The sequence below is a fragment of the Planococcus halotolerans genome, assembly GCF_003289955.1.
Taxonomy (GTDB): domain Bacteria; phylum Bacillota; class Bacilli; order Bacillales_A; family Planococcaceae; genus Planococcus; species Planococcus halotolerans.
On the sequence record NZ_QLZR01000005.1, the window covers coordinates 1 to 12,439 of the forward strand.

Sequence of the window (12,439 nt, forward strand, 5' to 3'; positions counted from 1 at the left end):
AGTCATTTCATCCAGTTCTGTTCCTTCTTCTATGATTTCCAGGACACGGGCGGTTGTGCTGACCGAATCCGGAATGTTTTCCTGCATCATTTCCTGTTCGCCAAGGTTCGCCGGCGGGGGCGTACTGGTTGCAAGAGCAGTAGAAGGGATTGTTAGAAAGGTGAATAAAATGAGCGTGAGTAGTCTAAGCATTAGGTCTATCCGCTCCTTTGTGCGTGTCAGTTATGGATATGATGCGCTCTTATTATAGCAAAGGATTGAGGGCACTAGTCTAGTCAATTTAGGTTAAATTTAAGAGGGGGTATAAGGAAGGGGTGTTTGTTATCTTCTTCCTTTGTTAATCGGGTAAAAGGTATTGCTTATTAGTTGGCTAATTACAAGTTTAGAAGCTGGAAAAAAGGAAAGACGGGTTTTAGAAAAAGTACTGAATTTATTTTTGGCTATTTATAGAATGCCCACTTATGTCTCTCTATATATTACTGACGGGTGCGATAGTTCATTAAAAGCGAGAGCGTAGAATATCTTGTGTAAATGACTTAACAGAAATTCTTAAAGCGTATGAAGTTAACATCTGACGCATTACAGAAGGGAAAAAGGTTTAGATTCAGCTTCTTACCTTCTTGTTGTTCGTATAAGTATAAAAATCAAATACCATTTCTTTCCTCGTATTTATGAAAAAAATGAGCAAAAGCAGAAACTCGAAAACAGGAAATTGAGTGTTAATGGTATAATCCGCCTCCTGCACTGTTAGAGAGAGTGACAAATTGATGATGTATAAAATTTTTTATTGAGCGCAATTTTATGACAGAGAAGTGCTTTCTATCATCGTTTTTTTCGACTTCGGTAATATACTAAGCTCACTATGCTACCGCCTATTACTAACAAATATAAGGAATTTGAAAAAACTTGTTCTAAAAATGAGCCAGAGTCCTTTTGAATAGAGGAACGGTTTTTCGCAGAATCGCTGATAACCGGGAACTGATAAGAAGACAGAAGAGTGCCTTTTTGATCAGTAATCCTTAATTTGCCGTCTTCGGTTACATCGATTTCTACTTGTTCACCTGCTTGATGCGTATAAATTATTTCTCGGGGAGTAATGTATTCTAATTCTCCGGCAAAAAAGCCGCTGTTCGTTGGAATGCTCGAAGTCTCGAAATTGTCGAATCCAAAGTCCAGTAGCTGAACCGTATCATTGTAAGCTTCTGCTTCTGATTCGCTTTTCAAGGTAACAACAATTAAATCCAAGTTTTCTCTTCCGGCTGTCGTTACCAGCGTGACCCCTGCTTCTGGAACAAATCCATTTTTACCGCCTGTTACGCCGTCATAAGGTTTTTCCCTTAACAGTTTATGATGCGTATAAAGAGTGGTGTCCCAGGCTTCGCCATTCCACGGCAGCTCTTTTGTTCCGAACATATTCATGAATTCTTCGTTCTTCGTCGCATATCTGGTTAATACCGCCAAGTCTTGGGCTGTAGTTACATGCTGGGGATCAAAAAGACCGTGGGGATTTTCAAAGTTTGTATCCTGCAGGCCGATTACGTCTTTTAAATATAAATTTACATCAGAAGCAAACGATTCAACACTGCCGCTGATGTGTTCAGCAACGGCCACACCGGCATCATTTCCGGAGTTGACCAAAAGCCCCAGCAACAGTTTTTCTAAAGTCACTTGTTCTCCCTCTTCCAGGTAAACCCGGGTGCCCTCGGTATTTCGTGCTTTTTTACTGACTGTTACGACATCATTTAAATTCCCACTTTCAATTGCGTAAATGGCTGTGGCGATTTTTGTTACACTGGCAGGATACATCTGCGACCGTGCATTCTTTTCGTAAAGGACTTGCCCAGTAGTTGCCTCCATCACAATAGCTGCTTCACTGGATAGGACTGGCAGGGGAGGGGCAACAGTTTTACTGAAAACGGCAGATGCGAATAGTATATAGATCAAAACTAAGATTGTTGAAATAGCAACTAATTTTTTCATAATTACTCCTCGTTAATCTTTTTCATTCAACTTCGTTATAAAATTTACTGTTTCCCGGTCCGAGTCAGTCGGCAGATGGAAGTTTTGCTGATACTTCTCGTGTCCTTTGCCTGTAATCACAACCCAGTCACCTGACTGGCTGTCTTCTATCGCTTGTTTAATGGCCAAAGTGCGATCAGGAACAATGTGTCCGTTGTTACTTCCGTAAGCGTCATGCAAGTTTCTTAAAGAAGCTATCATTTCATCAGGAGGAACAGCGTTTAAGTCGTCCAACGTCAAAATGTATTTGTCGCTTAAACTGTTTGTGAGCGATAGCATGGCCGTTCTTTTACTCGCATCTCTGTTACCCCGAAAACCGAAAACATGCGTTATTTTTTTGGCTCCTTGCTGCTTTGCTGTTGTTAAGCAGTAAGAAATCGCGTCAGGTGTATGCGCGTAGTCAATGATAACGGTGACGCCGTTCACTAGTTTATAGATTTCAAATCGTCCATCAACACCTTTGAATTCACCGATAGAGCGAAGAATGTCACTTTGGTTTACACCTATTAACTTCGCAGTCAGATAAGCCATTAACGTGTTGTAAATATTGTGTACGCCGTTCATGGGAGAATGGATGGTCATATATTCGTTATCCGTCTCAACCAAAGCACTGGATTCTTCTGAATTCAAACTCGAAATCCGAAGGTGGTTTTCTTCGGACTCGCCAATCGTGCAAACGATTTTTCCTCTACTCCGTAAAATCTTTGTTAGTTTTACACCCCAGGGGTTATCCTGATTCACAATAGCTTTACCGTTGGCTTTCAACTGGTTAAACAACAGCAATTTTGCCGAGAAGTATTCTTCCATCGTGGAATGGTAATCCAGGTGTTCAGGATGCAGATTAGAAAATAAACAATAGTCAAACTCAATGCCTTCAGTCCGCCGCTGGGTTAGCGCATGGGATGAAACCTCCATAATTACGACTTCATCGTGGCTCATGGATAAAAGCTGATGTAAAACAAGAGAACTGGGAGTTGTATTGGAACTTTGAATTCTCTCGCCGTTCACAATGTTCTGTAAAGTGCCAATCACAGAACAGGACTTCCCATTGCTTTCCAAAATATGTTTTAGCATATAGCAGGTCGTTGTTTTGCCGTTTGTGCCCGTAATGCCGATTATTGTTTTGTATTTCGATGGATTACCATAAAAATTTCCGGCAACTATCCCAAGTGCTTGCCGGCTACTTTCAACTTGTATATAGGGTACAGGTAAATTGGCGACGGGCTGTTCTCCTATTACCGCAACGGCCCCCTTTTTTAATGCGCTATCAATGTATTGATGGCCATCTTTTTCAAAACCCTCAACGGCAACAAATAAATCGCCCTCATTGATGTTTTGCGAGTTGTCTGAAATCCCTTGGATGTTTACGTCCGGAGCCAGATGGTTAGATAGGGATTTCAGTTCAACACCATCTAATAAATAACTTAATTTCATTTTTCAAAACCTCTCCGATGCTTTCTTTATAATCGATTTATAGTAACCGAATAGTATTGAGAAAGTGTGCAGATTTGGAAGCAGGGAAGAAGTGTAAAGAAATTGAACTGTTTGAAATGTAAATGTAACAATCAATTTTGCACTCAGAGTAATAAAAGCACTTGTTATTGGCTGCGTAGATAAATTTACACAGAATTTCTATTATTCGATTGAACGTAGGTTTTATACAGGAGAGAAAAGCTCAAAGTGGAACCTTGTACAACCAGAGTGAGCAAAAGAATCAGACACGAGATTCCGTAAATAAGATCGTTACTGGCACAAAAGGAAAAAGCTATCTGCTACCAGATAGCTTTTTCATTCGAATAGCCGTGTTAAATATAATAGAAGTTATTCAGCAGTGATTTCACTTTCTGTCACCCACATGTGATTTGTCACTTCTTCCCCTGTAGAGGCTGTGTAATCAATCATATAAACCGTCGTTTCCTCGGCCGAATCGATGACCACATTGGCTCCGTCCATCCCGTCCATGTGATCTGCATTTACCGTAACTTCTGTTCCAGGCTGAAGCGGTTCTTCACCGGGATTTTCAAGCTCTTCATGAACGACCCATTTGTGATCTTCGACCGGTTCACTGCCGTCTGTCGGTGTGTACGAAATAGAATAGACCGTCGTATCAAAAGCTCCGGACACTGTAGCTTCCACTCCCTGCATCCCCGCCATGTGGTCAGCTTCCACTGTGACCTGGCTTCCGACTTCATAAGTCGGATTTTCTGCCGCTTGTAATCCCTCAGGGACTTCGCCTGATCCTGAATGATCCATATCCATGTGTTCTTCAGATTCACTGTCCATCGGCATCTCTTCGTCCGTATTCGCTTCCATCTCCATATTTTCGTGGCTTTCTGTTGCTGATCCATCTTCTGCGTTATCTGAACATGCACTCAAAGTAAGGGCAAACGCCACCGATGCAGCCCCCATAAGTAAGTTCCGTTTTGTCATATTAAATCGCCTCTTTCTGTTCATCTTTCACTCAGTCTATAGTAATAGTTTGCATTTGCTGTGCAGAAAAGATGTCATCTTCTTGAAGAGCAAAATAAATACGGATTTAAGCAGGGTTTCTGCACAAAAAATTGAAACTTTTCCGTTAGACTGTGTAAGTATGTATATTCATATAAAAAACTTCAGGAAATCGATAAAATTGGAGGATATAAAGATGAAGAAGAGAATATTGGTGAGTGTACTTTTATCACTGGTCTTGATAGCAGGATGCAGCAATAATACAACAGAATCATTCGAAGTACCGTTTGAAGGGGAGTTAAGCCATGTCCACGGAATGGGCTATGCAGGAGGTGGAAATGATTTGTATTTTGCTTCACACAGCGGTCCCAAGATATATCGTGAGGGCGAATGGTTTGAAACAACGGACAATGTTTACGACTATATGGGCTTCAACGCCGTAGACAAAGGCTTTTATTCTTCCGGACACCCGAGCGCTGATTCAGACTTGCCCAATCCGCTTGGAATTCAGCGAAGTACAGATGGCGGAGAAACCTTGGAAGAGATAGCTTTTCAAGGAGAAACGGATTTTCATGCCATGGCTGTAGGATACAACAGCCATGACATTTTCCTGCTTAACCCCGCAAAAAATTCCTTGCTGGAAGCAGGGTTTTACAAAAGTAATGATGAAGGAGAATCATGGGAGCCGGTGAGTGCGGCAGGATTAGCAGGTGAAGTAACTGCACTCGCCCTTCACCCGACCGATTCGAACTTCGTTGCTGCAGCTACTGCTGCAGGTGTTTATATTTCAAGTGATGGCGGAGAAAACTTTGAGGCGATTACAGCGGAAAGTGAAACAGGCACAGCGGTGCACTTCACTGAAGACTTTTTGTATTTCGGGAGCTATGGGACAACTGCAGCTTTGACAAAGTATACGATTGAAAATGAAGAGCTGGAGACACTGAATATACCGGATCTTCCGGAAGATGCCATCGCTTTTATCGCACAAAACCCGAATGATGAGTCGGAACTGGCCATCTATACATTGCAAGGCCAAGCGTACTTATCGGAAGACGGCTCACAGACCTGGGAAGCATTGCTGCAAGATGAAAAAACCGATTAAAGAAAATCAGAAAACCGGTTTAACGAATTCAATTCAACGACTTTTGGGGTAGCCGGCTGCTAGGTGCGCTATACCGAATGGTCTTAAAGAGGGACGCCATGCTAAATAAACTTGCGTTAAAAATCGGATTACTTTTTTTTGTTTTTATCATCATTATTGAGTCGGTTCTGTTTTTGACTTTATACGTCACTTTTGTCAATGAACGGGTGGATGAAGTGATGACGAATCTGCTCGCAAGAGGCAATACACACAGTGAAGTATTGGCCGACAGCTTTGAACCGGCAACGTTGGATCATGTTGCCCTCATGGAATCCGCTTCCGATTTCATCGTCATCATAACCGATGCAGCTGGCAACGAATTGATTCACTCCGATTCAATTGAACCGGAGATGCAGGAAGTCTTGGAACATACCGACTTTGGTGAAGTGCCACAAGAAGGGCAAATAGTTGAAGAAAGATGGAACGAAAAAGAATTTATTGCGACCGACAGTCCGATTACGGTTGCCGGAGAACATCAAGGCCATGTGTTCATGTTTGCAGAAACAAACCAGATCAAACAGATGGTAAGTCATCTGAGAAATCAATTTCTGGCCGTGGGCTTGATTGCGATCGGGCTAACCGTGGTCACGATTTTCCTGTTATCACGACTGATTACATTGCCTCTAATTCGGATGAAGAAAGCGACCGAGCAGTTGAGCAATGGAAACAACGAGGTCAGGTTGAATATCGACCGAAATGATGAACTGGGTGAGCTGGCGAATGCCATCACTACACTTTCCAATGATTTGGACCGTTTAAAAAATGCCCGGAATGAGTTTCTGGCAAGCATTTCACACGAATTGCGGACACCACTGACCTATATCAAAGGATATGCTGATATTGCGAGCCGCCCAGCTGCATCCGAAGAAGAGAAAAGGGAATACATCTCCATTATTCGGGAAGAGACGGCACATTTGACCGAATTGATTCGTCAGTTGTTTGAACTGGCGCAGTTGGATCACAATCAGTTCTCGATCAGAAAAGAGGAATTTTCTTTAGAAGTCCTCTTTCAATCGGTCGTTGCTTTGGTCCGTCCAGCTTTTGACGAAAAACAAATCTCTTTAACTATCCGCTGTGAACGAGAAATCGTTGCTTTCATTGATCCGGAGCGTTTCCAGCAAGTACTGCTGAATGTATTGGACAATGCCCGGAAACACTCCCCTGAAGGAACACAAGTAACAATTCGGGGAACCCAGGATGAAAAAACGATTACAATCAGTATTAGTGATCAGGGGGAAGGCATACCGGAAAAAGATCTTCCGTTTGTGTTTGAACGATTATATCGGGTAGACAAATCCAGATCCAGACAATACGGAGGAAGTGGTCTGGGGTTAGCGATTGCCAAAGAAATTGTCGAGGCGCATGGCGGCCGCATCACGCTCCATAGTGAGGAAGGAAAGGGGACAACTGTCCGAATCGAATTAAAAAGGGGGGATTCCGTTGCAGAAAGTATTGTTGGTGGATGATGAGAAACGGATGTTGGATTTAGTGGCTTTATATTTACGGCCGCATCGCTACCTCTGTAAAAAAGCAATGGGTGCATATGAAGCGCTCGCCCGCCTTGAAGAGGAGCAGTTTGATATCATCTTACTCGATATCATGATGCCTGATATGGATGGTTGGGATTTGTGCCGGGAAATTCGGAAGTTTTCGGATGTACCAATCATTATGCTGACAGCGCGGGAACAGCAGGAGGACATCATAAAAGGTTTAAATCTAGGAGCAGATGATTACATTACAAAACCGTTTAATGAAGAAGAATTGTTAGCCCGGATGAAAGCATTGCTGCGCAGAAGAACCCCGAAAAACACGATTGAAGTAGAGGGACTGTCATGGGATGAAGACCGGTTCGAACTAACATACGATAAACATTCCATCAGATTGACACCGAAAGAATTTCTGATGGTTGGCCATTTGATGAAAAATGCCGACAAAGTGTTCACGAGAGAACAATTGATTCAGTTGATTTGGGGATTCGACTCAGAGACGGAAGGAAGAACCATCGATTCACATGTACGGAATGTGCGGGAAAAAATCCGGCAGTCCGGATTTCCAATTGATAATTATTTCATTACGGTCTGGGGTATCGGCTATAAATGGGTCAGTGAGAGAGAATAGTACGGTTCAAAAGAAAGGCTCATGGGGATCAGGAATTCCCATGAGCCTTTTTCGTGTAAGTTACGCGATACTCCGGCAAGCTTCTGCACATCTGTGACAAGCTTCCGCACAACGTTTACAATGTTCATGCATATCTGCGTGTTTGTCGCATTCTTTACCGCATGCTTCGCAAATGGTTGCGCATACTTTAGCCAGTTCGGAAACAAACGGAGAGTTGCGGGTAATCGCTTGTTCGAGAAACGCACAAATATCTGCGCATTCACGGTCCAAGCGGATACATTCGGCCATCATCTTTACATCATCTTCCTGTAAACAAGCGTCAAAACAATGATTACATTCCGCTGCGCAATCGTGCAAGACCTGAATCAGTTCCTGATGTTGTTCATGAGCCATTCTAAAACCTCCATTTTTTTATTCTTGCTTCATTTACTGAATTTCCCTCTTCTTTCCAAACTAAACGGAAATACCGAAACTCCATAGAAACTGCACAAAATTATTAATTAAATAACAAAACTTTCCGGAAAAGCCAAAAAGGTTATCTGTCGACGGGTCAATTTAGCAGTTTATAGACACGTATCGAAATATTCAAGTCAGTGGGGAGGATTTTTCTTTTTTTGGGTCAAAGTAAATTCCTCTATATAGACGTCATGGAAACAAGGACAAAGTAAAAAGGAAACTGGTTACTTGATATACCCTAATGGGGTATGGTAGCTTTAAGGAAATACTACTTTAGGAGGAATAATAATGGTTGAAACCGTAAAAGTACAAGGCATGTCCTGCGGCCACTGTGTAAATTCGGTTGAAACGGGTGTTGGTGAACTCGAAGGGGTGTTGTCTGTGACAGTGGATCTTAAAAAAGGTGAAGTGGCAGTAGACTATGATCCTGGCAAGACATCATTAAATGAAATTCAGGAAGCGATTGAAGAACAAGGATATGATGTCGTATAAGAGTGCTTTTACAGCACTCTTGAATTTTAAATGAAATATACCCCCTAGCAGTAAAATTCAGAGGGAATTTGTGGCTGTTAAGTATCTAATAAAGTTAATTGGAGTAAAGAGGCACGATTTTGAAGGAGGCGTACTGAATGGCTAAAAATGAAAAAGACCATCATCAACATCACGACGAACAAGTAGATCATAGTAAAATGGATCATTCCGAACATGTTGGGCATGTCTATCATGAAGAGCAAGTAAAAGAGGGCATCCATGACCACAGCAATCCATCTCAGAACCACGATCATCACGATCATACCGATCACAGCGGGCATGATCACGAACACCATCATCATGGTAATTTTAAGGAGATTTTCCTGAAGTCGCTGCCGGTTGGCATCATCATTCTGATATTGTCGCCGATGATGGACATTCGGCTTCCTTTTCAATTCACCTTTCCATACTCGGACATTATTGTCGCGGTATTAGCGACCATATTGCTAATTTATGGCGGAAAACCTTTCTATCAAGGGGCAATCGCTGAATTCAAGGAAAAAGCTCCGGGCATGATGGCTTTAATTTCTTTAGGACTATCGGTTTCCTATCTGTATAGTATTTACGCAGTGCTGGCACGCTATGTAACCGGCGAACATATCATGGATTTCTTCTTTGAATTCGCTTCCTTGCTGTTGATTATGCTTCTTGGGCACTGGATTGAAATGAAAGCTGTCGGCGAAGCAGGGGACGCGCAAAAGTCGCTCGCTGAATTAGTGCCGAAAGATGCGCATGTGGTATTGGAAGACGATTCGACCGAGACGCGTCCCGTAACCGAGTTGAAAGTCGGAGATCTGGTACGGGTCCAGGCCGGTGAAAATGTTCCGGCAGATGGCATCATCAAACGAGGAGCCTCCCGGATCAATGAAGCTCTTTTGACGGGAGAATCTAAACCCATTGAAAAAGGAGTCGGAGACAAAGCGATCGGCGGTTCCACGAACGGTGCAGGCATCTTATACCTTGAAGTACAGGAAACCGGTGATCAATCGTTCCTTTCTCAAGTGCAAACCTTGATTAGCGAGGCTCAAAAGCAACCTTCAAGAGCTGAAAATCTAGCACAAAAAGTAGCGGGATGGCTATTCTATGTCGCCATTGCGGCAGCTGTCATCGCGTTTGTCATTTGGCTGTTTATAGCAGATTTCCGAACCGCAGTTCTCTTTACGGTCACGACGTTGGTAATCGCTTGTCCGCATGCTCTTGGTCTTGCCATTCCGCTGGTTATTGCACGAAGCACCAGTTTGGGTGCAAGCCGCGGGTTGCTGGTGAAAGACCGGGAAGCATTGGAACTGGCAACTAAGTCTGATGTGATGATACTGGATAAAACAGGCACCTTGACGACTGGGGAATTTAAAGTATTAAGCATGGAAATACTGGATGGCCGACATACCGAAGCTGAAATCGCGGCCCTTATGGCTGGGATTGAAGGCGGATCGAGCCACCCAATCGCCCAATCAATCGTCCATTATGCTGAAAAACAGGGGATTCAGCCTGTCCGCTTTGATTCGATTGATGTAGTGTCGGGTGCTGGTGTGGAAGGAAGCGCCAAAGGCCGAAAATACGAATTGATCAGTCAAAAGGCATTTGGAAGGGATGTAGCGGTGGATGTTCCGAAAGGGGCCACATTAAGTATCCTGGTTGAAGACGGGAAACCGATCGGTACGGTCGCTTTAGGGGATGAATTAAAAGAAGCGAGTAAAACGCTGATACAGGCATTGAAACGTAACGGTATCCAACCGATCATGGCTACGGGTGACAATGAAACCGCTGCCCAGGGGGTGGCTGAGGAACTGGGCATTGAATACAGAGCCAATCAATCCCCACAAGATAAATATGATTTAGTGGAATCACTGAAAAACAAAGGGCAGACTGTCATCATGGTCGGTGATGGCGTAAACGATGCACCGTCTCTTGCAATTGCAGACGTTGGTATAGCAGTCGGAGCCGGAACGCAAGTTGCGATCGATTCCGCTGATGTGATTTTGACTCAGTCGGATCCAGGGGATATTGAATCCTTTATCGAATTGGCCAACAAAACAACCAGTAAAATGAAACAAAATCTTGTGTGGGGAGCCGGTTATAACTTTATTGCCATTCCCATAGCGGCGGGTGTTCTAGCCTCCATTGGGATTACGTTGGCTCCTGCAGCAGGAGCAGTTCTGATGTCCGTGTCCACTGTTATCGTGGCTATCAATGCGATGACATTGAAACTAAAAAGTAGAGCTGTTTAACTCAGTGTTTAATTGTCGTATACGAAAAGTGCTGCCTCCCAAAAGTTGAATTTTCTTTAACCTTGGGGGCACAGTTTTGTATTAGGTTAAAGTTAAAAAGAGGTTTGAATACTTTGGATAATTAAATATAGTTTTATAGTTAACATATGACGTATTATCGGAAGCTGTATAAATACAGAGTGAGAGAAAATAAGTTGTAATCAGTCTCTTCTTTCCTTGTATCTCCACAGTTATTTCATGAGACAATAAAAAGCCCCCTATCCAAATGGTAGGGGGTACGGAATGCCTTCACAATGCCTGCTTGCCTGTGAATAGCAACTTTGAAGATAAAGCCTAGGAACAGACAACAGTCCGGTTTATTGATACTTCGATTATTAATTAGACAGAGAACCTTTATAATGCTCGCTGCAAGGTAAGCCTAACACCGAAAGAGATTAATACCTATCAAAGGGACTCAGAATTGCATGAAAAATTAGATGGAATTCAGAACTGAAGAAATCAGAAGAAGACCTCCATCCGGTGAAAAATCACTGGCTGGAGGTCTTCTTTGGTATACCGTAAGTTCATCAAATGGCAGCAAGGATCAAACCGATCGAAGCGTATATGATGACGGTGAAGAATACGCCCATCATATGCACCAAGGAAAAAAAGAACATTTTATTGGCCCAGGCCACGATTCCCAATTCGCGGGAGCCGAAAAGACTGAGTGCCAGCCACATAAGGCCTAAGAGCAATGACACCAAAGTCAGGCCAAGGCTGAGCGGCAGGAACAAAAAGCTGGAGAGCACGAGTAAAACCAAATAAATATTGCTTTGGAGATAAGTGCGCTTTGCGCCTTTGGCGACTGGAAGCATCGGGATATTCGCTGCTGCATAATCTTTCTGTTTGCGGATGGCGATTGCATAGAAATGTGGCATCTGCCAAATCACCATGATCAAAAACAGGGCCCAGCACGCTGGATGCCAAATATCCGGGGCTACCGCGGCCCAGCCGATTAAAGGAGGCATAGCGCCCGAAATGCTGCCAACTTCGGTATTCCAGATGGTATAGCGTTTTGTCCACATCGTATACGGGACCACATAAAAAAAGACTCCTAAAAATCCGAGCAGGGACGCTAACGGCGAAGCGAGGTACAGCAGGATCAATCCGATAACCAAAAACAGGCTTGCCGCTATTGCCACTTTCTTGATCGAAATGGCGCCAGTCACTGTCGGCCGTGATTTCGTCCGTGCCATGATAGCATCGATGTCGCGGTCATAAATGTTATTGAATGAACCTGAAGCGGCAATAATGGCGGTTGTTCCTAAAAACGCTAAGATGATATTTCCGATATTATCGATAAAACTGTATTCATACGTATATAAAGCGAGCATCAATCCGGCGGCCATCGGAATCAGGTTCGACTTGATGATCCCCGTTTTCACCACTTGAGCCCATAATTTTTTTTGCGATTGCTTTTTCATTGTACTTAAATCTCCTCTTATAGCCACAGAATTAC

The 12,439-nt window shown here is 43.3% G+C and carries 11 protein-coding genes; 5 read left to right on the forward strand and 6 right to left on the reverse strand.

The window, feature by feature from the left end; genetic code table 11:
- From DP120_RS12375 to DP120_RS12390, 4 genes are all read right to left on the reverse strand, one after another.
- On the reverse strand, nucleotides 1-192 hold a 192-nt coding region (locus DP120_RS12375; protein ID WP_133257396.1), incomplete at its 3' end, for a hypothetical protein.
- 630 nt (nucleotides 193-822) lie between these two features.
- Complete coding sequence (locus tag DP120_RS12380; protein ID WP_112223994.1) at nucleotides 823-1,980, reverse strand: D-alanyl-D-alanine carboxypeptidase family protein; 1,158 nt, start codon at nucleotides 1,978-1,980, stop codon at nucleotides 823-825.
- A gap of 12 nt (nucleotides 1,981-1,992) precedes the next feature.
- Nucleotides 1,993-3,453 carry a UDP-N-acetylmuramoyl-L-alanyl-D-glutamate--2,6-diaminopimelate ligase gene (locus tag DP120_RS12385; protein ID WP_112223995.1) on the reverse strand — a complete coding sequence of 487 codons (1,461 nt, stop codon included), beginning with the start codon at nucleotides 3,451-3,453 and terminating at the stop codon, nucleotides 1,993-1,995.
- 387 nt (nucleotides 3,454-3,840) lie between these two features.
- A complete protein-coding gene (locus tag DP120_RS12390) occupies nucleotides 3,841-4,449 on the reverse strand; it encodes a YdhK family protein (RefSeq protein ID WP_112223996.1) in 609 nt (202 codons plus the stop codon).
- A gap of 214 nt (nucleotides 4,450-4,663) precedes the next feature.
- Between DP120_RS12390 and DP120_RS12395 the strand changes: the two genes are divergently transcribed.
- The 3 genes from DP120_RS12395 to DP120_RS12405 all read left to right on the forward strand — a co-directional run bounded on the left by DP120_RS12395 (nucleotide 4,664) and on the right by DP120_RS12405 (nucleotide 7,726).
- Nucleotides 4,664-5,569 (forward strand): F510_1955 family glycosylhydrolase, encoded by a 906-nt coding sequence (locus DP120_RS12395; RefSeq protein WP_112223997.1) that lies wholly within the window; start codon nucleotides 4,664-4,666, stop codon nucleotides 5,567-5,569.
- A 98-nt stretch (nucleotides 5,570-5,667) separates the two neighbouring features.
- Nucleotides 5,668-7,074, forward strand: a complete 1,407-nt coding sequence (locus DP120_RS12400) for a sensor histidine kinase (RefSeq protein WP_112223998.1) — start codon at nucleotides 5,668-5,670, stop codon at nucleotides 7,072-7,074.
- Nucleotides 7,049-7,726, forward strand: coding sequence for a response regulator transcription factor (locus DP120_RS12405; RefSeq protein ID WP_205854546.1), 678 nt, complete (start codon nucleotides 7,049-7,051; stop codon nucleotides 7,724-7,726). The genes DP120_RS12400 and DP120_RS12405 overlap by 26 nt, the downstream gene beginning before the upstream one ends.
- A 60-nt stretch (nucleotides 7,727-7,786) precedes the next feature.
- Here DP120_RS12405 and DP120_RS12410 read toward each other — a convergent pair whose 3' ends face one another.
- Complete coding sequence (locus DP120_RS12410; RefSeq protein ID WP_112223999.1) at nucleotides 7,787-8,119, reverse strand: four-helix bundle copper-binding protein; 333 nt, start codon at nucleotides 8,117-8,119, stop codon at nucleotides 7,787-7,789.
- Nucleotides 8,120-8,470: 351 nt separating this feature from the next.
- Here DP120_RS12410 and copZ point away from each other — a divergent pair, with 351 nt between their 5' ends.
- Nucleotides 8,471-8,674, forward strand: a complete 204-nt coding sequence (gene copZ / locus DP120_RS12415; protein WP_420812440.1) for a copper chaperone CopZ — start codon at nucleotides 8,471-8,473, stop codon at nucleotides 8,672-8,674.
- Between the two features lie 137 nt (nucleotides 8,675-8,811).
- Nucleotides 8,812-10,941, forward strand: a complete 2,130-nt coding sequence (locus DP120_RS12420; protein WP_112224001.1) for a heavy metal translocating P-type ATPase — start codon at nucleotides 8,812-8,814, stop codon at nucleotides 10,939-10,941.
- Nucleotides 10,942-11,507: 566 nt separating this feature from the next.
- On the opposite strand, the gene cyoE is transcribed toward DP120_RS12420, so the two are convergent.
- Nucleotides 11,508-12,404, reverse strand: coding sequence for a heme o synthase (gene cyoE / locus DP120_RS12425; RefSeq protein ID WP_112224002.1), 897 nt, complete (start codon nucleotides 12,402-12,404; stop codon nucleotides 11,508-11,510).
- Nucleotides 12,405-12,439 lie beyond the last annotated feature (35 nt).

Excerpts from the sequence above, each read along its gene's own strand:
- DP120_RS12380 (WP_112223994.1), bottom strand. The coding sequence starts at position 1,980 with ATGAAAAAATTAGTTGCTATTTCAACAATCTTAGTTTTGATCTATATA.
- DP120_RS12385 (WP_112223995.1), bottom strand. The coding sequence starts at position 3,453 with ATGAAATTAAGTTATTTATTAGATGGTGTTGAACTGAAATCCCTATCT.
- DP120_RS12390 (WP_112223996.1), bottom strand. The coding sequence starts at position 4,449 with ATGACAAAACGGAACTTACTTATGGGGGCTGCATCGGTGGCGTTTGCC.
- DP120_RS12395 (WP_112223997.1), top strand. The coding sequence starts at position 4,664 with ATGAAGAAGAGAATATTGGTGAGTGTACTTTTATCACTGGTCTTGATA.
- DP120_RS12400 (WP_112223998.1), top strand. The coding sequence starts at position 5,668 with ATGCTAAATAAACTTGCGTTAAAAATCGGATTACTTTTTTTTGTTTTT.
- DP120_RS12410 (WP_112223999.1), bottom strand. The coding sequence starts at position 8,119 with ATGGCTCATGAACAACATCAGGAACTGATTCAGGTCTTGCACGATTGC.
- copZ (WP_420812440.1), top strand. The coding sequence starts at position 8,471 with ATGGTTGAAACCGTAAAAGTACAAGGCATGTCCTGCGGCCACTGTGTA.
- DP120_RS12420 (WP_112224001.1), top strand. The coding sequence starts at position 8,812 with ATGGCTAAAAATGAAAAAGACCATCATCAACATCACGACGAACAAGTA.
- cyoE (WP_112224002.1), bottom strand. The coding sequence starts at position 12,404 with ATGAAAAAGCAATCGCAAAAAAAATTATGGGCTCAAGTGGTGAAAACG.